This window comes from Micromonospora sp. NPDC049257 (assembly GCF_040678915.1).
In the GTDB taxonomy this organism is placed as follows: Bacteria; Actinomycetota; Actinomycetes; order Mycobacteriales; family Micromonosporaceae; genus Micromonospora; species Micromonospora antibiotica.
The window spans coordinates 368987-390871 of the sequence record NZ_JBFAQU010000003.1; the positions used below are offsets into that span (position 1 = coordinate 368987).

Sequence of the window (21885 nt, forward strand, 5' to 3'; positions counted from 1 at the left end):
TAGGAGGTCCGATGGTCGGCACCACGATCGAGCACCGCCGGCCCGGCCCGGCGCCCCGCGACAGCCAGCGCCGATCCGGCCCGGCCGGCCGCGACGGCCAGCGCCACCAGCCGACCCGGGTGCTCCGGGAAAGCAGCCGTCACCGGCAGAACGGGGTCGAGGAAGCGAACCTGACGACCTGATGACCGACGCCGACGAGCGGCTCTCGCCGACACCCGGTTACCTGGCGCTGTTCCGCCACCCGGTGGCTTCCCGTCTGGTCACCGCCCGGGGCATCTCCGAGCTGGGCGACTTCGTGGGGCTGGCCGCGCTGCTGCTGCTCGCGTACGACCAGACGCAGTCGGTCCTCGGGCCCGCCGCCGTGTACGCCGCCCGAGCCCTGCCCGCCCTGCTGGTCGCCACGGTGTTCAGCGGCTGGCTGGACGTGCCGGCCCGCCGTACCCTGCTGGTCTGGCTCTCGCTGGCCGGCGCGGTGCTGATCGCGGTGCCGCTCGTGTCGCCCCGGCCGGTGCCGGCGATCATCGCGGCGGGTCTGCTCGGCGCGGTCCGGGCCGCCTACTCCAGCGTCAACGTGGCGGTCGCCGCCGAGTCGGTGGACGCCCCGCTGCGGCTGCCGCTGTTCGGCCTGTCCGCCTTCGCCAACCAGGTCGGCCAGGTGGTGGGGCTGCTGGCCGGGGCCAGCATCACCGTGGCCCTCGGCCCCCGGGTGGCGCTCCTGATCGACCTGGTCTCGTTCCTACTCGCGGCGGTGGTGCTGGCCGGGCTGCCGACCGGGCAGCAGCGGCGGCGCGGGCCACGCCCACCGGCCACCGCCGGCATCCGGACCATCGCCGGGCACCCGGTGCTGCGCGGCGTCGCCCTGCTCACCCTCGCCACGGTCGTCTCCGGCGCGCTGCCCGAGACCCTCACCCCGGACCTCGCCGACGGGGCCTGGCGGCCCGTGGTGCTGGCCTCGTCGGCGTTGGGCGGCGCGGTCTTCGTGCTGGTGCTGGGGCGGGGCACCTGGCTGGGCCGGCTGACCGGGCAGGTCACCGTGGCCGCCGCCCTGGCCGGGGCGCTGCTGCTGGCCGCCCTGCTGGTCGCCACGCACGCCCCGGTGTGGGCGCTGGCCTGCGCCAACGCGTTGATCGGCGCGGGTGGCGGTTGGCTGATCGGCGCGCAGGCCACCTTTGCCCGGCTGGCACCGGTGGAACGGATGGGGCAGGTGGAGGCGACCATCGTGGCCGCCAACATCGTCGTCGCCGGCTGCGGGATCTTCCTGCTCGGGTCGGCCGCCGCGTTGTTCGGGCCGGCCGTGGCGTACCTGCTGGCCGGGGTGCTGCTGCTGGTCGTGGTGCTGCTGACCCGCCCCGACCGGCTGCCGGCCGACGCCGGCCCGCAACCGACCGTTTCCCCGCACTGACGCCCTCCGGCGGCCCGGCTCCCGGCGGGAGGCAACGCGCCGGCCCGCTGACGGGACCACCGCGCCCGTGGTCCCGGCGGAGGTACCGCGCAGACGACCGCGCCCGCGTCCGGGACGTGGACGCGGGCGCGGGGTCGGTGCGGGTCAGCGCTGGAACTGCACGGGGCCGGAGTTGCGGGCCATCTGCTCCAGCCGGGCCACCCGCTCCTCCATCCGGGGGTGGGTGGAGAAGAGCGCGGCGATGCCGCCACCCCTCTTGAACGGGTTGTCGATCATCAGGTGGGCGGTGCTGGTGAGCTGCCCCTGGGCGGGCAGCGGCCGGGCCTGAGTCCCCAGGTGGATCTTGCGGAGGGCGCTGGCCAGGGCCAACGGGTCCCGGGTGAGCTGCGCACCCGACGCGTCCGCCTGGAACTCCCGGCTCCGGCTGATCGCCAACTGGATCACGGTGGCCGCGATCGGGCCGAGAATGATGGTGAGCAGCAGCACCGCCGGGTTCGGGCCGTCCTCGTCGTTGCTCCCACCCAGCGGGATGAAGAACGCCAGGTTCGCCAGCATGGTGATGATGCCGGCCAGCCCGGCCGCCACGCTGGAGATCAGGATGTCCCGGTTGTAGACGTGGGACAGCTCGTGGCCGATCACCCCGCGCAGCTCGCGGTAGTCGAGGACCTCGGTGATCCCGTGGGTGACGCAGACCGCCGCGTTGGCCGGGTTACGACCGGTCGCGAACGCGTTGGGCTGCGAGGTGGGGCTCACGTACAGCCGGGGCATCGGCTGCCCGGCCTCGGTGGCCAGCTCCCGGACCATCCGGTACAACTCGGGGAACTGGGCCTCGGTGACCGGTTGCGCCTTCATCGAGCGCAATGCCAGCTTGTCGGAGAAGAAGTAGGTCACGCCGTTCATCAGCAACGAGACGACGACGGCGACGACGAGGCCACCGCTCCCACCGAACCAGTAGCCGACCGCGAGGATCAGCGAGGTCAGCAGGCCCAGCAGCGCTGCGGTCTTCAGACGGTTGTGATGCACGATCGCTCCTTCGGTGCGCGGGTCGCGCGGGACCCGCTGACCGGTACAACGTCACCGGTACCCGTCAACCATCCAGCTCATGACTGGCAGTTGACTGACAGAGGCTGGGAACCCGCTGAACGGACCGGACACCGGGGACGACCCGGGACACCAGCTCAAGGGGTATCCCGAGGCGCCCGGGTCAGGAGCTTCGGCGGCTGCTCAGCGGGACGCGAGGTCCAGCACCCACTGCGGGGCGAAGCCGATCACCACGGCCAGCGCGGTCGCCCCGGTCAGCGCCACGGTGACCGGCCAGGCCACCCGACCGGACCCCACCCCGGGTGCGACGGCCGGCCCGGCGGGGGGCGTGACGGCCGATTCCCCGGAAGGCGTCAGGGCGGTCGACTCCCCGGGGTGCGTCGGGGCGGCCGGCAGTGGGGTCGGGTCGGCGTAGAGAGTCGCGGCGATCCGCAGGTAGTAGGCCAGGCCGATGACCGCGTTCAGCGCCACCACCAGGGCCAGCCAACCGGCCCCGCCGTCCAGCAACGCCCGGACCACGGTCACCTTGGCGAACAGCCCCGCCAGCCCGGGAGGCAGGCCGGCCAACCCGACCAGGGCCAGCGCAAAGGCCGCCCCCGCCCAGGGCCGCCGCCGGGCCACCCCACGCAGGTCCGCCAGCGTGCCGCCGTCCGCACCCGCTGGCCGCAACGCCACCAGCGCCGCGAACGCCGCCAGCTCCACCACCACGAAGAAGACCGCGTACGCCACCACGGCGGCGTACGCCCCGGCCCGGACGTCGTCGACCCGGCCGGCGGCCAGCGCCAACACCCCCAGCGGGGCCAGGATGTAACCGGCCTGGGCCACCGACGACCAGGCGAGCAGCCGGACGGCACGCCGCTGGCGCAGCGCCACCAGGTTGCCCACGGTCATGGTGAACACCGCCAGCAGGGCCAGCACCGGGCCGGTCACCTCGGCCGGCAGCGCCCGCTGCACCACCGCCAGCAGGGCCACCACCCCACCCAGCTTCGACGCGGTGGACAGGTAGGCGGCCACCGGCAGCGGCGCTCCGTCGTAGGTGGCCGGGGCCCAGGCGTGGAACGGCACCGCGGCGACCTTGAAGGCCAGCCCGAGCACCAGCAACGCCACCGCCGCCGGAATCAACGGCAGGTCGGGCGCGTCGGCCAGCAACCCGCCGAGCCGGCCCAGGTGCAGGCCGCCGGTCGCCGCATAGAGCAGGGCCGCGCCGAGCAGGGTGACCGTCGTGGCCACCACGCTCACCACGAAGAAGGTGACCGCCGCCTCCGCGCTGGCCAGGCTGCCCCGACGCAGGCCGACCAGCACGTACAACGGCAGGGTCAGGGTCTCCAGGGCGACGATCAGGGTGATCAGGTCACCGGCCGCGCCGAGCACCACGCCACCGGTCATCGAGCAGGCCAGCAGGAAGCAGTACTCCCCGACCGGCGTCGGGCCGCCGCGCAGCAGCGGCCCGGACAGCCCGAGCACCCCCAGGGTGAGCAGGGCGAACACCCCGGCGACCAGGGCCGCCCGGCCGTCGAACACCCACGAGCAGTCGGCACCCGCACAGAAGGTCCGCCGGGTGCCGGCCGCGCCCACCACCACCGCACCGACCCCGGTGGCGACGACGCCCGCGCAGGCCACGGCCACCGTCGCGCCGGCCCGGCCGACCAGCAGATCCGCCAGCAGCACGAGTACGGCGGTGCCGGCCGCCAGGTACGCCGGCAGCAACGCCACGTTGTCGACGCTCTGCACGAGACTCACCGGTGCTCACCTCCGTTCGCGACTGCGGGGCTCCGCTGCGCTGCACTCCTCGCGCTCACCGGAGCACCGCCACCAGGGCGTCCACCGGGCCGCTCGCATAGCCGAGCACCAGGGTGGGTGCCAGGCCGACGGCGAGGGCGAGCAGGACCAGCGGAACCCAGGCGGTCAGCTCCACCCCGGCCAGGGCGGGGGTGAACCGGCCCACCACCGGGCTCGGCCGACCGTGGGTGACCCGACGCAGCAACCGCAGGAAGTACGCGGCGGTGAGCGCCCCGCCGACCGCCGCCAGCACCGCCAGCGTGGTCCACAGCGGCCCGCCCCGCTCGACGGCCGCGACCACCGCGAACGCCTCACCCCAGAAACCCGCCAACCCGGGCAGGCCGAGCGAGGCGACCGCCGCGAAGCCGAGCAGACCGGCCAGCCGGGGTGCGGTCTCCCGCAGCCCGGACAACTCGGCGAGCGCCCCGGTGTGGGACCGGTCCTTGACCGCCCCGGCGAGGAAGAACAGCAGCCCGGTGATCACCCCGTGGGCCACGTTGCCGATCAGCGCCGCCTGGATGCCGGTGGCGGTCAGCGTCGCCACCCCCAGCAGCACGAACCCCATGTGCCCCACGCTGGAATAGGCGATCAGCCGCTTCAGGTCCTCCTGGGCCAGACAGACCAGGGAGCCGACGAGGATCGCCGCGACGGCCAACACCCCGAGGATCGGCGCGGCCCAGCGGGCACCCTCCGGGGCCACCCCGACGGCAACCCGGATCAGGCCGTACGTGCCCATCTTGAGCAGCACCCCGGCGAGGATGACGCTACCGACGGTGGGTGCCTGGGTGTGCGCGTCGGGCAGCCAGGAGTGCAGCGGCCAGAGTGGGGCCTTCACCGCGAACGCCAACCCGAGTAGGGCGAAAGCGGTCAACTGGGTGCCCCGGGACAGCCCCACCCCGCCGGTCAGCGCGACGATGTCGGCGGTCCCGGCGGCGGCCACCACGACGAACACGCCGACCAGCAGCAGCACCGAGCCGAAGAGCGTGTAGAGGGCGAACTTGCGGGCCGCCGCCCGGGCCGCGTCCCGTGCCGGCAGATCATCGCCGGTGCCGCCCCAGCCGGCGATGATCGCGTACATCGGCAGCAGGACGACCTCGAAGAAAACGAAGAACAGCACCAGGTCGAGGGCGAGGAAGGTGCCCAGGATGCCCACCTCGACCACCAGCAGCAACGCCACCAGCGCCCGGCCGCTCCCCCGACCCTCGGGCACCCGGCGCACGGTGTAGCCGCAGCAGAGCAGGGTGAGCAGGGCGGTGAGCACCACCAGCGGCCAGGAGATGCCGTCGACCCCGAGGTGGAAACGCAGGTCGAGACCGGGCACCCAGGGCAGGTCGACCTCGTGCCAGGGCTGCACGGCGGGGGCCGGGCCGTAGCCGAACCAGCCGTGGTCGCCGAGCACCAGCAGCACCGCCCCGACCAGGGCCAGGCCGGCGACCGCCGTACCCAGCAGCCGGGCCGCCCGCTCCCCAGGGAGCACGGCCACCAGCGCCGCCCCCACCGCCGGCAGCACCAGCAGCGCAACCAGCAACACCTGCCCCACGCTCACCGGATCGGCCCCTCGCTCGCGACTGCGGGGCTCCGCTGCGCTGCACTCCTCGCGCTCACCGGACCGACCTTTCGCTCGCGACTGCGGGGCTCCGCTGCGCTGCACTCCTCGCGCTCATGAGGAGACTCCGATCAGGGCGGCGGCCAGGCCGATCAGCAGGGCGCCGGCCAGTACCGCCGCCGTCGCGCGGGGCAGGGCCGCCCGGTGCAGCGCGGCCAGCCCGGCACCGAGCGCGGACGCGCCCCGGCCCACCCCCTCGACCAGGCCGTCCACCCCCACCTCGTCACCGGTACGCGTCACCCGGGCGAGCGTCGTCGTGGGGCGTACCACGAGGGTGTGTTGCAGGTCGTCGAGGCGGAAGGCGCGGGCGAACACCGGCCGCAGCGGACCCAGCGCGCGGGCCGGATCGGCGGCCGGGTCCCGCCGCCAGCCGGCCCAGGCCAGCCCCGCCCCGACCACCAGCAGCGCGAGTGGCAGCAGCACCGCCGGGGCGAGGTGGACCAGCTCCACGTCGGCGTCGGTGCCCCGCAACCGGTCGGTGAACGGCGGCCAGAACGCCGCCAGCCCGAGCAGCGCCGCCGGTACGGCCAGCAGCAGCACCGGCCAACGCATCAGCGCCGGCGGGTCGTGCGGGTGCAGCAGCGGTAGCCGGGCCTCGCCGAAGAAGGCGCGCAGCAGCAGCCGGGTGGCGTACGCGGCGGTGAGCAGCACCCCGAGCAGCCCGGCCAGCCAGACCAGCCAACCGACCCAGGCCGGGGCGGGACCGGTGCCGTCGAGCGCGGCGGCCTCGGCGGCGGCGAGGACGCCGTCCTTGCTCCAGAAACCGGACAGCGGTGGCACCCCGGCCAGCGCGCCGAGGCCGATCAAGGTGCACCAGAAGGTGACCGGCATGCTGCGCCGCAGCCCACCCATCCGGGACAGCAGGGTGGTGCCGACGGCGTGGATCACCGCACCGGCGGCGAGGAACAGCAGGGCCTTGAACGCGGCGTGGGTGAGCAGATGGAACAGCGCGGCGGCCGGGGCACCGACGGCGAGCGCGCCGGTCATGTAGCCGAGCTGGGAGACCGTCGACCAGGCGAGCACCCGTTTCAGGTCGTCCTGGGCGGTGGCGGCGAGCGCGCCGAGCAGCAGGGTGACCGAGGCCAGCACCCCGAGCACCGCCAACGTCACCGGGGCCCGGGTGAACAGCGGGTAGAGCCGGGTCACCGCGTACACCCCGGCGGCGACCATGGTCGCGGCGTGGATCAGCGCGGAGATCGGCGTCGGGCCGGCCATCGCGTCCGGCAGCCAGGTGTGCAGCGGGAACTGGGCGCTCTTGCCGGCCACCCCGGCGAGCAGCAGCAGGCAGGCGGCGGTCAACATGCCGGTGGAGTGGTCGTGGGCGAGCACGTCGGCGATCCGGAAACTGCCCGCCGAGACGCCGAGCAGGGCGATACCGAGCAGGAACCCGACGTCACCCACCCGGGTGACCAGGAACGCCTTCATCGCGGCGGCGGGCGCCTCGGGCAGCCGACGGTCGTGGGCGATCAGCAGATAGGAGCAGAGGCCCATCACCTCCCAGCCGACCAGCAGCAGGATCAGGTCCCCACTGACCACCACCAGCAGCATCGCGGCGGTGAACAGGCTGATCTGCGCCGCGTAGGGCGGATAGCGGTGGTCCACCTCGACGTCGTCGTGCGGGCCGCGCCGCAGGTAGGCCACCGAATAGACCTGCACCGCCAACGCCACCGCCGTCACCGCGACCGCGACCAGCGCGGCGACGCCGTCCAGCCGCACCCCGAGGGTGACCCGCAGCCCGCCGAGGTCGATCCAGCTGGTGCTGGTCTCCACCGGGTCGCCGACCCGCACCAGCAGCAGCACCGCGACCAGCAACGCACCGGCCGCACCGGCCACCCCGAGGCCGATCGCCGCCCGCCGGGCCGCGCTCTCCCCGGTGGTCGCCCTCTGCGGTGCCGGCGGCAGCAGCAACCCGAGCAACCCGGCAACCAGGGGTACGACCGGCAGCGCCGCCCCGAGCACCCCCGTCACCGCCCGGCCTCCGCCCGCGCGCCGGCCGACCCGGCCGCGACGTCGCTGGCCGACCCGGCCCGGTCGACAGCCGACCCGGCCCGGTCGACAGCCGGTTCGGTCAGCGGCACGTCGTCGACGGTGACGCTGGCCCGCAGCCGGTAGAGCTGAAGCACGATGGCCAGCCCGACGCCGATCTCGGCGGCGGCCAACACGATCACGAACAGCGCGAAGACCTGACCGGAGTGCGGCAGCACCGCCCGCACTGTGGTGTCGGCGGTGACCAGGATCAGGTTGACCGCGTTGAGCATCAACTCCACCGCCATCAGCACCAGCACCGCGTTGCGTCGCCGCAGCACGCCAAAGACGCCCAAGCCGAACAGCAGGGCGGCCGTGACGTACGGGATGACCGGCCTCACCGGGTGGCCTCAGCTCGCGACTGCGGGGCTCGCAAACCCGGCTCACTCCTCGCGCTCACCGGACCACCTCAGCTCGCGACGACGACGCGGCGGCGTCGGGGCGGCGGCCGATGTCCGGGCGGGACAGGATGACCGCGCCGACCAGGGCGGCCAGCAGCAGCACCGACAGCACCTCGAACGGCAGCACCCAGGAGCGGAACACCTGCTCGCCGATGCCCTCGGCGGTGCCCGCCGCCGGCAGCTCCACCGTCGACCAACGGAACGCGTCGACCAGCAGCGCCGTCAGGCCCAGCCCGGTGCCTGCCCCGATCAGCGCGGCCGGCCAGCCCGGCCGGTCCAGGTCGTCGGAGGCCCCGATCGGCGCCCGGGTCAACATCACCGCGAACAGCAGCAGCACCACGACTGCGCCCACGTAGATCAGCACCTGCACCCAGGCGACCAGTTCGGCGGTGAGCACCAGGTAGTCGCCGGCCAGCGCGCCCAGGCAGAGCACCAGATAGAGGCCGGCCCGGACCAGGTGCTTCGTGGCGACCACCAGCACACCCGACCCGACCGCCACCGCGCCGAGGGCGAGCAGCAGCACGTCCGCACCGGTCACCGGGGGGCACCTCCGTCGGCGGGGCCGGGCTCGGGGCGTACCACGGTGGGGCGGGCGGCGGAGCTGGTCGGGGCGGCGGCCTTGCGCGCGGCGGTGGTCTCCTCCTTGGCCGGCTCGCCGTGCGGGTCGTGCGCGGGCGGCGGCGGCACCGTGGCCATCCACTGGCCGAGGTGATCCTTGTCGTGCAGCAGATCCTTGATGTCGTACTCGGCGTACTCGAACTCCGGCGACCAGTAGAGGGCGTCGAACGGGCAGACCTCGATGCAGATGCCGCAGTACATGCAGAGTGAGAAGTCGATGTCGAACTTGTCGAGGACGTTGCGCTGGCGGGGGCGGGCCGCGCCGGCCACCGCCACCTCCTCCTTGTGCGAGTCGATGTAGATGCACCAGTCGGGGCACTCCCGGGCGCAGAGCATGCAGACCGTGCAGTTCTCGGTCAGCAACGCGATCACGCCCCGGGAGCGGGGCGGCAGCTCGGGGGCGACGTCCGGATACTGCTGGGTGGTCGACCGGCGGGTCATCGTCTTCAACGTGACCGCCAGCCCCTTCACCAGCCCCTCGCCGGGGACGCCGCCGCGCTCGCTCACGGCGTCGCCCCGCTGCGCTCACCGACACCGTGAGATGCCGCCGCACTGAGCCGGCTGGCTCGCCCGCTGCGATCACTCATGGGGTCATCCTGCCCTGTGGCCACGGCGCGCGCGACCACCACCCGGCGTTTGCCGGCGCTACCGTGACGGGCGGGGAGAACGACGCACCGGGAAGGACCGACCGATGACCGCCGCGTTGCAGAGCGACCATCCGCCGGAGGGCGGCTGGACGACCGACGATCTGGACGCACTGCCCGAGGACGGCCGCCGCCGCGAACTTCTCGATGGAGTGCTGATCGTGCCCCCTCCCCCACCCGCATCCACCAGACCATCGCCGGCCGCCTGATGGTCGCGCTCGAAGAGGAGTGTCCCGACGACTACGACGTGACCCAGGCCGTGGAGGTGCGGATCAACCGGACCCGCTCCTTCATCCCCGACGTGCTGGTGACCACGTCCACCGCCGCCGCCCGCGAGCCGTCCCGCTACGAGGCGCACGAGGTGGTGCTGGCCGTCGAGATCGTCTCCCCCAGCACCCGCTCCATCGACCGGGTGCTCAAGCCGACGCTCTACGCACAGGCCGGCATCCCGTTCTACTGGCGGATCGAGGTGGAGGACGACGGCCTGGTCGTGCACACCTACAAGATCGACGCGGTGAACGAGGTCTACCTGGAGACCGGGCGGTGGACGAAGTTCGTCGACACCGGTGAGCCGTTCCCGGTGAACCTGTCGGTCGACCGGATCACGCCCCGGCGTCGGTGAGCGGCGGCAGCATCTCCACACCCAACTGTTGCAACAGTTGGAACAGCTCGTTGACGCTCCACACGTCGACGATCCGCCCGGCGGCGTCGAACCGCAGGAACGTCGCCCCGGAATAGCTGACCACCTGCCCGGTCGGCGGCACCGGGCCGAACTGTCCCGCCTGGGTGCCGGCGGCCCGCCAGCGCAGCGCCACCCGGTCCCCGGCCGCCACCACGTCCACCAGTTTGTAGCGCAGGTCGGGGAAGGCGGCCCGGCGGTCCCGGTGCCAGGCCAGCACCGCCGCCGGGCCGGTGCCACCCAGCCCCGGGCACTCCTGCGCCACCAGCTCGTGCGCCGACTCCTCGTGGCCGGCGTTCCACACGTCGGCCACGAACCGTCGGGCCACCGCCGCAACGTCGATCATGCGGGCAGCCTAGGCGGACCGACCCGGACGCCGTTGTGCTGCCCCCGGGCGGAAGAACCGCCATGATGGGAGCCGAAGCGGACGAAGGGCGACACCATGGCGGAGAGCAACGGCACGACGGCGACCCAGAGCGGCGGCAAGTACGTCGAGCCAGGCGGCGAGTTCACCCGGGACCAGCGCTACATCGCCACCCGGATCACCGTCGACGGGCGGGACGGCTACCCGGTCGAGTCGGGACGCTACCGGCTGGTGGTCAGCCGGGCCTGCCCGTGGGCCAACCGCATGATCATCGTACGGCGGCTGCTCGGGCTGGAGGAGGCGCTGCCCATGGCGGTGGCCGGGCCCACCCACGACGCCCGGAGCTGGACGTTCGACCTGGACCCGGGCGGGCGGGACCCGGTGCTCGGCATCGAACGGCTCGCCGATGCGTTCTTCGCCCGGTACCCCGGGTACGACCGGGGGATCACCGTGCCGGCGATCGTCGACGTGCCGACCGGGCAGGTGGTCACCAACGACTACGCGCAGATGACCCTGGACCTGTCCACCGAGTGGACGGCACACCACCGCGAGAGTGCCCCGCAGCTCTACCCGGAGCACCTACGGGCCGAGATCGACGAGGTCAACAAGGTCGTCTTCGCCGACGTCAACAACGGGGTGTACCGGTGCGGCTTCGCCGGCTCGCAGGAGGCGTACGACAAGGCATACCGACGGTTGTTCGACCGGCTGGACTGGCTCAGCGACCGGCTCGCCGACCAGCGCTACCTGGTCGGGGACACCATCACCGAGGCCGACGTGCGGCTGTTCACCACGCTGGTCCGCTTCGACCCGGTCTATCACGGCCATTTCAAGTGCAACCGGCAGAAGCTCAGCGAGATGCCGGTGCTGTGGGCGTACGCCCGGGACCTGTTCACCACCCCCGGCTTCGGCGACACCATCGACTTCGACCACATCAAGCGGCACTACTACGAGGTGCACCGCGACATCAACCCGACCGGGGTGGTGCCGCTGGGCCCGGACCTGGTCAACTGGCTCAGCCCGCACGGGCGGGAGGCGCTCGGCGGCCGGCCGTTCGGCGACGGCACTCCCCCGCCGCCCCCGCTGCCGGCCGAGCAGGTGCCGCCGGAGCACACCCCGATCGGCTGAGCCGCCACCGACCACACGCGCCCCCGCCCGGCCTATGGGTGGGGGCGCGGGTTTATCCGACCACGATGGTCACGCGGTGCGCCCCGTACCCCTCCACCGCGCCATCCGCCCTGGTCACCAGGATGACGGGCTCACCTTCGTGGAGGGTGAGCCTGCGCCGCTCCTCGGGATCGGGCATCCGCGACTGAACCCGATCGCCTTTACTCAGGGTCACTTCGACGCGATCCTGCTCTCCCCGGACGAAGGTTCCGCGACTCTGTACGACCACGATCAGGCCCTCGCTTCGCAACTGCTGGAGCGCGCGGCGGACCGTGAGTCGGCTGAGCTGGAACTCCTGGGTGAGGCTCAGCTCGGTGGGGACTCGCTGACCAGGGGCGAGTTGGCCGGAACGAATGGCTTGTCGCAGCCGATCCGCCAGTTGTTTCCAGGTAGCGACATCCGGATTGAAGTCGCTCTCGCTGCTCACAGGCGCACGCTAGGTGACCTCATGCTGTCGCAGTGTTGTGTTTACGTCAATACAACACTTAGAGTGATCTGGTCATGCTGACCCTCCGCAAGGAGCACGACATGCCCAGGCACGTCACCTACCACGAGTACCTGGCCGCCGTCGCACTGACGCTGCGACGCAGGCACCGGCCCGCATGGTCCAGCGACCGGAAGCGGATCGTCTGCCGCTGCGGACGCGAACTGCCGTGCAGAATCCGACACCGGGTGCCGATCAACCGGGGGCACTGGCCGGGCGAGGGCCGATGACCACACACGGCCCAATGGCACACCCCCCGATCCGGTGACCTGCTCCATGTGAACCGGTCGGCCAGTGTCCAGTTCATCAACCCAATCGCGTTCCGAGTCATCCGCGTGCTCGACTGGCCCACCTACGACGGGTGGGTCTGACTGGAGGGCTACCAGCTCAACGCCAGAGGGGACGCCGTCACGCGCCGATCGATCTTCGTACAGCCAGCGGGACTGGTCATCGAAGCGCGAACCACCCCGAGGTCCACGGTCGGACAACCGAGGCGATCCGGCTCGAACACAAAAGCCCGGACAGACGTGGCGTAGACCAGCGCCTGGCACCGCCGCAAGGACTTCGACACCGACGGGAACGACGTTCGGTCCCGCCACTGAGAGCTGTCGCACATTCACCTTCGGTGCCCAAGAGTTAACACGGTGGTCAATATGACCTGTTCGACTATGGGACGTCCGTCGATGCGACTCCCGTCGGCGGGCCGCCTGTCCACTACGGACTCCCCTCTTGAGGAGGAACGAACCTTGCGCAAGCTGGGTAGCAGGACCGCACGTCTGGGCGTACTCGCCGGTGTTCTCGCCGGCGCGCTCGCCACCACCACCAACGCCGCCGTCGCGGCCCCGGCCACCCCCGGCCCGGGGCGGACCGCACCCGCGCCGCTGCTGGCCGGCAGCACGGAAGCCGCACCGGACCGGTACATCGTCGTCCTCTCCGACAAGCCGGTCAGCGGCGAGCGCACCGCCCGCCTCGCCCGCACCACCCAGTCGGCCGCCGTCGCCGAGCGGGCTGGCGGCACCGTGCTCAACCGCTACACCCAGGTCCTCGACGGGTACGCGGCCGTGCTGCCGCCGGCCGCCCTCGCCGCCGTCCGCAACGACCCGGCCGTGCAGTACGTCGAGCGGGACACCCGCATCCAGGGCGGGCTGACCAGCACCACCCCGGACCGGACCGGCCCGACGACGGCCCGGACCGGGCGGGCCCAGGCCGGCGGCGTGTCCGTCCAGGCGGTGCAGAGCAACCCGCCGTCGTGGGGGCTGGACCGCATCGACCAGCGCAACCTGCCGCTGAGCAACAGCTTCGGCTACACCTCGACCGGTTCCGGGGTGACCGCCTACATCGTCGACTCCGGCATCCGGGCCACCCACGTCGACTTCGGCACCCGGGCCGCCGGGGTCTACGACGCGGTCGGCGACGGCAACGGCACCAACGACTGCCACGGCCACGGCACGCACGTCGCCGGCACCATCGGCGGCACCACCTACGGGGTCGCCAAGTCGGTGACGCTACGCGCGGTCCGGGTGCTCCAGTGCGACAACTCCGGGTGGAGCACCGACCTGATCGAGGGCGTCGACTGGCTGGCCACCAACCACGCGGCCGTCTCGGTGGCGAACTTCAGCCTCCAGGGCTACGGCACGTCGGCGAACACCTCGATCGAGAACCTGATCGACCACGGTGTGTACCCGGTCTTCATCGCCAACAACTTCAACACCGACGCCTGCACCAACGGCCCCCGGTCCAGCCGGGGCATCACCGTCGCGGCGACCGACATCAGCGACAACCGGGCCTCGTTCTCCAGCTACGGGACCTGCGTCACCATCTTCGCCCCGGGGGTGGACATCACCTCCGCCGGCATCGCCTCGAACACCGCAGTGGCCAGCGGCTGGTCCGGCACCTCGATGGCGGCCCCGCACGTCACCGGTTGGCTGGCCCGCTACCGGCAGACCAACCCGTCGGCGACCCTCGCCACCGCCAAGAGCGCGCTGATCACCGCCGCCACCACCGGCAAGGTGGTCAACCCGGGGGTCGGCTCCCCGAACCGTCTGCTCTACGCCGCGCCGTGAGCGTGCCGGAGGGGCCCCGGGGAGTGTCCCGGGGCCCCTCCGGGCCGGCGCTCAGTTCAGCGTGAGGCGTACGGCGGTGGTGAGGACCAGCTGGGCCAGCGCCGCCGGCACCAGGACCAGCCAGCACAGCCGCTGGAGCTGGTCCTCCCGCAGCCGGGGGAACGACACCCGCAGCCAGATGATCACGAACGAGACGGCGAAGACCTTCAGCAGGGTCCACAGCCACCCGAGCTGGGCGTCGGCGAACGGGCCCTGCCAACCACCGAGGAACAGCACGGTGGTCAGCGCGGCGATCACCACGATCCCGACGTACTCGGCGAGCAGGAAGAACGCGAACCGCAGGCCGGTGTACTCGGTCATGTAGCCGAACACCAGCTCGGAGTCGGCAACCGGCATGTCGAACGGGGGCCGCCGGATCTCGGCCAGCCCGGCCACGAAGAACACGATCATCGCGGGGGCCTGCCAGAGCAGCCACCACGGCTGCCACGCCTCGACGATCCCGCCGAGACTCAGCGTCCCCGCCGCCATCGCCACCGAGGCGGCGGCCAGCACCAGCGGCAGCTCGTAGCCGAGCAGCTGGGCCGCCCCGCGCAGCCCGCCGAGCAGGCTGTACTTGTTGGCCGACGCCCACGCCGACATCAGCACCGCCACCACGCCGACCCCGACCACCGCCAGGACGAAGAACAGGCCGATGTCCAGCGGCTGCCCGACCAGGTCGTTCGGGCCGAGCGGGATCACCAGCAACACCAGCAGGTAGGGCACCAGGGCCACCACCGGCGCGAGCCGGAACACCGCCCGGTCCGCCTCGCGGGGGGTGATGTCCTCCTTCTGGACGAACTTGATCCCGTCGGCGACGAGCTGCGCCCACCCGTGGAAGCCACCGGCGTACATCGGACCGAGCCGGCCCTGCATGTGCGCCATCACCTTGTGCTCGGCCTGGCCGACGATCAGCGGCAGGGTGAGGAACGCGACCAGCACCCCGCCGATCCGGATCACCAGCTCCAACCAGGTCGGCATCAGTCCGTACCCTGCTCGTCGCCACCCTGGTCACCGCGCGCCGGGCCGTCGCCGGCCGGGCCGTCGGGGGCCAGGCGTCCGGTGGCCGGCGGGGCGTCGCCGGTCGCGCCGGAGGCGGGGGTACGCGGCGGACGGCCCCCCGCAGTGGGCCGGGCCGGACGGTCCCTGGGCGGGCGGGCCGGGGCGCCGCCGCGCGGCCCGTCGCCCACCGTCACCGGACCGGCCGGGGCGGGCACCACACCCCACTCCCCCGGGGCGGGCACCCCGGGTGGACGGACCGCCCGGCGACCGCCACCGGCCTCGGACTCACCCGGTTCCTTCGCACCCGGCCACGGTTTCGCCACCCGGGAGGCGAGCACGAACTCCTTACGCAGCGGATGCCCCTCGAACTCGGGAGGCAGCAGCAGCGGGGCCAGCCCCCGGTGGCCGGCGAAATCGACACCGAACATCTCGTGGGTCTCCCGCTCGTGCCAGGCCGCGCCCGGGAAGACGTCGACCACCGATCCCACCGTCGGCGTCTGCCGTGGCACCCGGGTCCGCAGCAGCACGCCGTGGCGGTGCCGGGTCGACCACAGGTGGGCCACGATGTCGAAGCCGCCGGCCAGCTCGTCCACGGCGGAGAGCCAGTCGAAGAAGTCGCAGGCCAGCTCGGCGTCGTCGCGGACCGCGCGGAGGGTGTCCGCCCAGGCCGCCGGGGGTACGTCGACGGTGGCCCGGGCGTGGGCCTGCCCGCCGGACACCGACGCGGTCGCCTCGACCGGCGTGAGCAGCGCGACCACCCGCCGACCGACCTCTTCCGGAGTCATGCGGTTGATCCTATGGCCGCCGCCCCGGCCCCGGGTCCGCCCGCCCGGTCGTACGCGCCCGGCGGACACCTGGATGAGGTGAACGGACAGCCTTCCGCCGTGTCGCGGAGCGACCCGGACGGTCCGTCCGGCGCTGTGCGAGCGGGCGTTCGGCGCTGTGCCGGGCAGGGGCGGGCGTCCGGCGCTGTGCCGGGCGGGGGCAGGCGTCCGGCGCTGTGCCGGGCGGGGCGGGGCGGGCGTCCGGGGCTGTGCCGGGCAGGGGCGGGGCGGGCATCTGGCGCTTTGCCGGGCGGGGCGGGACGGGGCGGGGAAAGATGGGGCCGTGCGCGCTGTGACGGTGACTCCCAAGGTCCGTGACTCGCTGCGGCTGGTACAGGACTGGCCGGAGCCGGCAGCCGAGGAGGGGGTCATCCTGGTCGAGGCGCTCGCCGTCGGCATCTGCGGCACCGACCAGGAGATCATCGCCGGGCACTACGGCGAGGCCCCACCCGGCCAACGGGAGCTGGTGCTCGGCCACGAGTCGCTCGGCCGGGTGTTGGAAGACCCGTCCGGCACCCTGCAACCCGGTGACCTCGTGGCCGGCATCGTCCGCCACCCCGATCCGGTGCCCTGCCCCAACTGCGCCGTCGACGAGTGGGACATGTGCCGCAACGGCCGGTACACCGAGCACGGGATCAAGGCGCTGCCCGGCTTCGCCCGGGACCGGTGGCGGGTGCAACCCAAGTTCGCCATCGGGCTGGACCCGGTCCTCGCTCCGGTGGGCATGCTGCTGGAACCGACCAGCGTGGTGGCGAAAGCGTGGGACCACATAGGGCGGATCGGCACCCGGGCCAGGTGGGAACCGCAGACCGCGCTGATCACCGGTGCCGGGCCGATCGGGCTGCTGGCGGCTCTGCTGGCCGTCCAGCGGGGGCTGTCGGTGCACGTGCTGGACCGCAGCACCACCGGCCCGAAACCGGACCTGGTCCGGGCGCTCGGAGCGACCTACCACACGGAGTCGGTGAACGAGTTGGACGTCGAGCCGGACGTGGTGGTCGAGTGCACCGGAGCTCCGACGGTGGTGCTGGACGCCATGTGCAAGGTCGGCCCCACCGGGATCGTCTGCCTCACCGGGGTGTCCAGCGGGGGCCGGACCATCGACTTCGACGCCGGGGCCCTCAACCGGGAGCTGGTGCTGGAGAACAACGTGGTGTTCGGCTCGGTCAACGCCAACCGGCGGCACTGGGAACTGGCCGCGCAGGCGCTCGCCCGGGCCGACCAGTCGTGGCTGAACTCGCTGATCACCCGCCGGGTGCCGGTGTCGGCGTACGCCCAGGCGTACGCCCACGCCGACGAGGACATCAAGGTGGTGCTGGAGTTCGACAGGTGAACCCCGACCGGCCGGCTCAGATGCCGGGCAGCCGGCCGTTGCGGAACAGGTCGACGAAGAGCTGGTGGTCGGTACGGGCCCGGACGCCGTACGCGTGGGAGAACTCGACCAGGTGCCCGACGAAGCCGTCGGTGTCGTCGCCGATCGCCGCGACGATCGCCTCCTCGGTGGAGTAGTCGACCAGGTCGTGGCTGGACTCGTCGTCGGCGACCGAGTGCATCCGGGCCACCGCCCGACCCAGGTCGGCGAGCACCCCGGCCAGTTCCTCGGGCTCGTTGACGTCCGACCAGTCCAGGTCGGCGGCGTAGGGGGAGACCTCGGCGACGAGCTGACCGGCCCCGTCCAGCTCGGTGAAGCCCAACCACGGGTCGGCGTGCGCCTGCAACGCCCGTTGCGACTCGGCCGTCCGGTGACCCTGGTGCCGGAAGTAGCCCCGGACCCGCTCGTCGTCGACGTACCGGGCCACCGCCGGCACCTGCGCCTGCTTCATGTAGATGACCACGTCGTTCTCCAGGGCCTCGGTGTGCCCCTCCAGCAGCAGGTTGTACGACGGCAGCCCGGCCGAGCCGATGCCCACGCCCTTGCGTAGCACCACGTCCTTGATCTGGGTGGCGACCGGACGCAGCCGGGCCGTCGCCTCGGGCAGCGTGGCGAGGTAGCCGGTGAACGCGGCGCACACCCGCTCCCGGGTCTCCCCGTCGATCTCGTAGACCCCGTCGCCGAGGGAGAACCGCCGCTCGTAGTTGTCGACGGTGGTCTGCGCGGCCAGCAGGTCGACCCGGGTGTTCAGGCGGGCCTCCTGGAGCACCCGGCGCAACACCCCGTCGGCGTTGTCCAGGGTGATCGACCCGATCGCGTCGTCCCCACCGGCGGCGATGGCCCGCAACTCGGTCAGGTACGACCGGGCGAACCCGGTGACCAGCTCACCGATCGCCTGGTCGGACAGGGCCTTGGCGTAGCCGAGCAACGCCACGCTGGCGGCGAGCCGCTTGAGGTCCCAGGAGAACGGCCCGACGTACGCCTCGTCGAAGTCGTTGACGTTGAACACCAGGTGCCCGGAACCGTTCATGTAGGTGCCGAAGTTCTCGGCGTGCAGGTCGCCGTGGATCCACACCCGGCTGGTCTCCTTGTCGAGGAACGCGTCGTCGGCGAAGTCCCCGCGCTGGTCGGCGTAGAACAGTGCGGCGCTGCCCCGGTAGAAGGCGAACGGTGACGCAGCCATCTTGCGGAACTTGCGGCGGAATGCCGCCGGATCGAGTGCCATCGACGCGCCGAACTCCTCGGTCAACACGTCGACGATGAAGGCGGACCGCCGGTCCCCAGAGTCGTTCATGCCCCGCACGCTAACCCCCACCCACCACCCCCTCACCCCCCTGCCCCACTCTCCCCCCACCCCGCTCTCCCCCCACCCCGCTCTCCCCCCGCCTCACCCTCGCCCCGGTGATCAAGAGGTTCGCGTCAATTCCGGCCGGGATGCTGACGCAAACCTCTTGATCACCGGAGAAAGCGGCGGCTGGGCGCGAGCCCGCACGCCCCAACGGGCAGGGATCCCGGAGAAAGTGACGGCTGGGGCGCGGCCCGTGCGTCCGGACGGGTACGGGTCGGTGATCAAGAGGTTCGCGTCAAGAATCCGGGTGGAGATGGCGTAAAGCTCTTGATCACCGGGGCGAGACGGAGGGAGCGCGAGGCGGAGGGGGCAGCGGGGGCGGGGGCAGCGGGGGGTCAGGGGGCTGAGGGGGTGGGGGGGTGGATCAGGGGGGCGGTCAGGGAGTCGGCTGGGCGTGGGGGGGTTCCGTCGGAGGGGGTGACGTCGGCCAGGGGGGCGAGGGGGTCGGTGCGGTCGACGCCGCCGATGCCGGACTGCTCGGCGGCGATCTTCTCCTGGAGGCGGAGGATGCCGTGCAGCAGCGCCTCGGGCCGGGGCGGGCAGCCGGGCACGTAGACGTCGACCGGGATGAGCTGGTCGACCCCCTTGGTCACCGAGTACGAGTCCCAGTACGGGCCGCCGCAGTTGGAGCAGGCGCCGAAGGAGATGACGTATTTCGGCTCGGGCATCTGGTCGTACAGCCGCTTGATCGCCGGGGCCATCTTGTCGGTGACCGTGCCGGAGACCACCATCAGGTCGGCCTGCCGGGGCCCGTGGGCGAACGGGATGACGCCGAGCCGGATGAAGTCGTGCCGGCCCATGCTGGTGGCGATGAACTCGATCGCGCAGCAGGCCAGGCCGAAGTTGAACACCCAGAGCGAGTAGCGGCGACCCCAGTTGAGGACGAACCGGATCGGCTCGCCGAGCACTGCCGGCAACTGCACGACCGCCTCCTCGTCCGGCCGGTCGACGACCGTTACGTCGCCGTGGCCGCTGCGCTGTCTCCCAACGGACAGTCAACCACAGCCGACGGACGCAACCCTGTGCGCAGGCAGCGGGCTCTTACCCGTGTGACGGCGGGCCGTGTCCCGGGGTGCGGGCCGTCGGGCGACCACGGGGAGGACGAGTGACGGTGACGAGAAGCGCGCGGGTCGGTGATCCACCACCGGACCCCCGGCCCGCAGCCCCGCAACTGAGCTTCGACGGGTTCTACCATGCCCATTTCCGTGGGCTGGTCGTCCAGCTCACCGCCTACACCGGCGACCTCGGCCAGGCGCAGGACCTGGTGCAGGAGGCGTTCTGTCGGGCGTACGCGCGGTGGGACCGGGTGTCCGGCTACGACGACCCGCTGGCGTGGGTCCGCAAGGTCGCCTGGAACCTGGGCCACCACCGGTGGCGGCGGCTGCGGACCGCCCAGGCGTGGTTGTCCCGGCAACGGGAGACCCACGTGGCCGGACCGACACCGGACCGGGTCGCGGTCGACGTCGCGTTGGCGCAGCTGCCACCGAAGCAGCGCCGGGCGGTCGTCCTGCACTATCTGGCTGACATGTCGGTGAGTGAGATCGCCGCCCAGGAGCGGGTCGCCGAGGGAACGGTCAAGTCCTGGCTGCACCGGGGCCGGGCCGCCCTGGCCACCCAACTGCGCGAGAGCACCGGGGAGGTGCGAGATGCCTGACCCGGAGATCCTCGATCCGAACGTGGAGTTCGCCCGCTACCGCCGTACCGTGCTGGCGGAGGTGGTGGTGCCCGGCCCGGCCGCGGTCCGGCGGACCGTGCGGTCGCGTCGCCGGCGCCGGTGGGCCGCGCTGGTCGCGGCGGTGCTGGCGTTGTTCACCGGACCGACCCTGGGGTACGTCGCACTGCACCGTCCGGAGCCCCGGCCCGGCCCGGTGCTGCCCGCACCCGAACCGACCGGTACGCCGACGCCGGGTGGACCGGTGACCCCGACCGGCAGCCCCACGCCGACCGGTGCGGCCCCGACGACGCCACCCGACGGCCGGATCGGCCGCAACGAACTGCTGGCCACCACGGTTACGCTGCCGGGGTGGCCGGCCGGGGCGCAGTGCCGCACCGAGGGCGTCCGGTTGACCGCGGACGGCCACGAGGGGCAGAACGCCCTACTCGCCGTGGACCACGGTGACGTCGATGCCGACGGGGCGCAGGAGACGGTGGCGTTGGTGCAGTGTGTCTTCGGCACCCACGGTTGGCAGCAGGTGGTGGCCTTCGACCGGGACGCCGCCGGCCGGATCGTCACCGTCGGGCGGGTGGTCGTCAGCGCCCGGGAGCGGCCCCAGTGGCTGATCGGGATGCAGGTGCGCGGTGACGGGGTGGTCCGGGTGCAGGTCGGGGACATCTACCCGGGTGGCGGTTGGGCCGGCGAGTGGTCGCAGCGGCAGTGGCGCGGTTACCGCTGGGACGGCGGGTCCTTCCGCCAGGTCTCCGGGCCGACCGGTTTCCCGCCCAACCCGCACGAGGTGAATCTCGTGGTCACCGCCACCGACCTGGTGCTCGGCGTCGCACCGGACGGCTCCCGGGCCGGATACACGACGGTGCGGGTCCGCAACACCGGCACCGGGCCGGCCCGGTCCGTGGCGCTCCGGTTCGACCTGCCGGTGGCGCTGCGCCCGGACGGCGACGGCTGGGCCGCCTGCCGGACCGCCCCGGCGACGACCGGCGGGCCGGTGCGCTGCGAGCTGGGCGCGCTGGCCCCGGGGGCCGAGTTCCGGCTGGTCCTGGGCCTACGGGTGGCGGCCGACGATCCGCTCGGCGCGGGCACGGCCGAGCTGACCGCGCAGGCGTTGGACGCCGAGAACCGGGTCGTCGCGGAGGTGGTCGAGTACGACAACGTCACCCCGCTGCCCTACCGGTGACCAGCCGGCCGGGCGCGGTCGTCGTGCCTGGCCGGGCCACCCCCGGGGCAGCCCACCCCGGGGCAGGGCCCCAAGCAGGCAGGGCCCGCGCATGGGCAGGGCCCGAAGTGGGCAGGGCCCGCGCATGGGCAGGGCCCGAAGTGGGCAGGGCCCGAAGTGGGCAGGGCCCGAAGTGGGCAGGGCCCGA

General features: G+C 72.9%; 22 protein-coding genes and 1 pseudogene. 10 read left to right on the forward strand and 13 right to left on the reverse strand.

The genetic code is table 11. The features are described 5' to 3' along the window. Window positions 1-11 precede the first annotated feature (11 nt). Both AB0K25_RS07975 and AB0K25_RS07980 read left to right on the forward strand, forming a co-directional pair. Window positions 12-182 carry a hypothetical protein gene (locus tag AB0K25_RS07975; protein WP_219464783.1) on the forward strand — a complete coding sequence of 57 codons (171 nt, stop codon included), beginning with the start codon at window positions 12-14 and terminating at the stop codon, window positions 180-182. Continuing rightward, window positions 182-1402 carry an MFS transporter gene (locus AB0K25_RS07980; protein WP_219464786.1) on the forward strand — a complete coding sequence of 407 codons (1221 nt, stop codon included), beginning with the start codon at window positions 182-184 and terminating at the stop codon, window positions 1400-1402. Before AB0K25_RS07975 ends, AB0K25_RS07980 begins: the two co-directional genes overlap by 1 nt. A 144-nt stretch (window positions 1403-1546) precedes the next feature. Here AB0K25_RS07980 and htpX read toward each other — a convergent pair whose 3' ends face one another. The 7 genes from htpX to AB0K25_RS08015 form a co-directional block, all read right to left on the reverse strand. Beyond that, complete coding sequence (gene htpX / locus AB0K25_RS07985; protein ID WP_363819120.1) at window positions 1547-2425, reverse strand: zinc metalloprotease HtpX; 879 nt, start codon at window positions 2423-2425, stop codon at window positions 1547-1549. Window positions 2426-2626: 201 nt separating this feature from the next. After that, entirely contained in the window at window positions 2627-4183 is a 1557-nt protein-coding gene (locus AB0K25_RS07990) for an NADH-quinone oxidoreductase subunit N (RefSeq protein ID WP_363819123.1), read from the reverse strand. A 55-nt stretch (window positions 4184-4238) separates the two neighbouring features. Beyond that, on the reverse strand, window positions 4239-5768 hold the full coding sequence (locus AB0K25_RS07995) for an NADH-quinone oxidoreductase subunit M (protein WP_363819126.1): 1530 nt from the start codon (window positions 5766-5768) through the stop codon (window positions 4239-4241). 114 nt (window positions 5769-5882) lie between these two features. After that, on the reverse strand, window positions 5883-7796 hold the full coding sequence (locus AB0K25_RS08000; RefSeq protein ID WP_363819129.1) for an NADH-quinone oxidoreductase subunit L: 1914 nt from the start codon (window positions 7794-7796) through the stop codon (window positions 5883-5885). Next, on the reverse strand, window positions 7793-8194 hold the full coding sequence (gene nuoK / locus AB0K25_RS08005) for an NADH-quinone oxidoreductase subunit NuoK (RefSeq protein ID WP_363819132.1): 402 nt from the start codon (window positions 8192-8194) through the stop codon (window positions 7793-7795). The genes AB0K25_RS08000 and nuoK overlap by 4 nt, the downstream gene beginning before the upstream one ends. A gap of 55 nt (window positions 8195-8249) precedes the next feature. Continuing rightward, window positions 8250-8792, reverse strand: coding sequence for an NADH-quinone oxidoreductase subunit J (locus tag AB0K25_RS08010; RefSeq protein ID WP_363819134.1), 543 nt, complete (start codon window positions 8790-8792; stop codon window positions 8250-8252). Continuing rightward, the gene (locus AB0K25_RS08015; protein ID WP_208568249.1) at window positions 8789-9379 is read right to left on the reverse strand and encodes an NADH-quinone oxidoreductase subunit I; all 591 of its coding nucleotides are present in this window, start codon (window positions 9377-9379) and stop codon (window positions 8789-8791) included. The genes AB0K25_RS08010 and AB0K25_RS08015 overlap by 4 nt, the downstream gene beginning before the upstream one ends. 184 nt (window positions 9380-9563) lie before the next feature. On the opposite strand from AB0K25_RS08015, the gene AB0K25_RS08020 reads away from it, so the two are divergent. Beyond that, the gene (locus AB0K25_RS08020; RefSeq protein WP_363819137.1) at window positions 9564-9725 is read left to right on the forward strand and encodes a hypothetical protein; all 162 of its coding nucleotides are present in this window, start codon (window positions 9564-9566) and stop codon (window positions 9723-9725) included. Next, the gene (locus AB0K25_RS08025) at window positions 9725-10138 is read left to right on the forward strand and encodes a Uma2 family endonuclease (RefSeq protein WP_357537901.1); all 414 of its coding nucleotides are present in this window, start codon (window positions 9725-9727) and stop codon (window positions 10136-10138) included. The genes AB0K25_RS08020 and AB0K25_RS08025 overlap by 1 nt, the downstream gene beginning before the upstream one ends. Here AB0K25_RS08025 and AB0K25_RS08030 read toward each other — a convergent pair. Further along, window positions 10119-10541, reverse strand: coding sequence for an ester cyclase (locus AB0K25_RS08030; RefSeq protein WP_357537903.1), 423 nt, complete (start codon window positions 10539-10541; stop codon window positions 10119-10121). The genes AB0K25_RS08025 and AB0K25_RS08030 overlap by 20 nt on opposite strands. A 96-nt stretch (window positions 10542-10637) precedes the next feature. Here AB0K25_RS08030 and AB0K25_RS08035 point away from each other — a divergent pair, with 96 nt between their 5' ends. Next, the gene (locus AB0K25_RS08035) at window positions 10638-11684 is read left to right on the forward strand and encodes a glutathione S-transferase C-terminal domain-containing protein (RefSeq protein WP_363819141.1); all 1047 of its coding nucleotides are present in this window, start codon (window positions 10638-10640) and stop codon (window positions 11682-11684) included. Between the two features lie 52 nt (window positions 11685-11736). Here the strand turns inward: AB0K25_RS08035 and AB0K25_RS08040 are convergent, their stop codons facing one another. Continuing rightward, complete coding sequence (locus tag AB0K25_RS08040; protein ID WP_357537907.1) at window positions 11737-12150, reverse strand: GntR family transcriptional regulator; 414 nt, start codon at window positions 12148-12150, stop codon at window positions 11737-11739. 335 nt (window positions 12151-12485) lie between these two features. Between AB0K25_RS08040 and AB0K25_RS08045 the strand changes: the two are divergent. Then, window positions 12486-12743 (forward strand): annotated as a pseudogene (locus tag AB0K25_RS08045) (hypothetical protein). A 210-nt stretch (window positions 12744-12953) separates the two neighbouring features. Next, the gene (locus AB0K25_RS08050; protein ID WP_363819144.1) at window positions 12954-14270 is read left to right on the forward strand and encodes a S8 family peptidase; all 1317 of its coding nucleotides are present in this window, start codon (window positions 12954-12956) and stop codon (window positions 14268-14270) included. A gap of 51 nt (window positions 14271-14321) precedes the next feature. Here AB0K25_RS08050 and nuoH read toward each other — a convergent pair whose 3' ends face one another. Continuing rightward, window positions 14322-15287, reverse strand: coding sequence for an NADH-quinone oxidoreductase subunit NuoH (gene nuoH / locus AB0K25_RS08055; protein ID WP_363819147.1), 966 nt, complete (start codon window positions 15285-15287; stop codon window positions 14322-14324). Beyond that, a complete protein-coding gene (locus AB0K25_RS08060; RefSeq protein ID WP_357537911.1) occupies window positions 15287-16093 on the reverse strand; it encodes an NADH-quinone oxidoreductase subunit C in 807 nt (268 codons plus the stop codon). The genes nuoH and AB0K25_RS08060 overlap by 1 nt, the downstream gene beginning before the upstream one ends. Before the next feature lie 322 nt (window positions 16094-16415). Between AB0K25_RS08060 and AB0K25_RS08065 the strand changes: the two genes are divergently transcribed. Beyond that, entirely contained in the window at window positions 16416-17462 is a 1047-nt protein-coding gene (locus AB0K25_RS08065; RefSeq protein WP_208568256.1) for a glucose 1-dehydrogenase, read from the forward strand. 16 nt (window positions 17463-17478) lie between these two features. Here AB0K25_RS08065 and AB0K25_RS08070 read toward each other — a convergent pair whose 3' ends face one another. Together AB0K25_RS08070 and AB0K25_RS08075 are read right to left on the reverse strand one after the other, a co-directional pair. Next, on the reverse strand, window positions 17479-18795 hold the full coding sequence (locus tag AB0K25_RS08070) for a DUF2252 domain-containing protein (RefSeq protein WP_208568257.1): 1317 nt from the start codon (window positions 18793-18795) through the stop codon (window positions 17479-17481). Window positions 18796-19184: 389 nt separating this feature from the next. After that, on the reverse strand, window positions 19185-19772 hold the full coding sequence (locus AB0K25_RS08075; protein ID WP_357537913.1) for an NADH-quinone oxidoreductase subunit B family protein: 588 nt from the start codon (window positions 19770-19772) through the stop codon (window positions 19185-19187). A gap of 188 nt (window positions 19773-19960) precedes the next feature. Between AB0K25_RS08075 and AB0K25_RS08080 the strand changes: the two genes are divergently transcribed. Both AB0K25_RS08080 and AB0K25_RS08085 read left to right on the forward strand, forming a co-directional pair. Beyond that, on the forward strand, window positions 19961-20503 hold the full coding sequence (locus tag AB0K25_RS08080) for a SigE family RNA polymerase sigma factor (RefSeq protein ID WP_357019574.1): 543 nt from the start codon (window positions 19961-19963) through the stop codon (window positions 20501-20503). Beyond that, on the forward strand, window positions 20496-21698 hold the full coding sequence (locus AB0K25_RS08085; RefSeq protein WP_357537915.1) for a hypothetical protein: 1203 nt from the start codon (window positions 20496-20498) through the stop codon (window positions 21696-21698). Before AB0K25_RS08080 ends, AB0K25_RS08085 begins: the two co-directional genes overlap by 8 nt. Window positions 21699-21885: the final 187 nt, after the last annotated feature.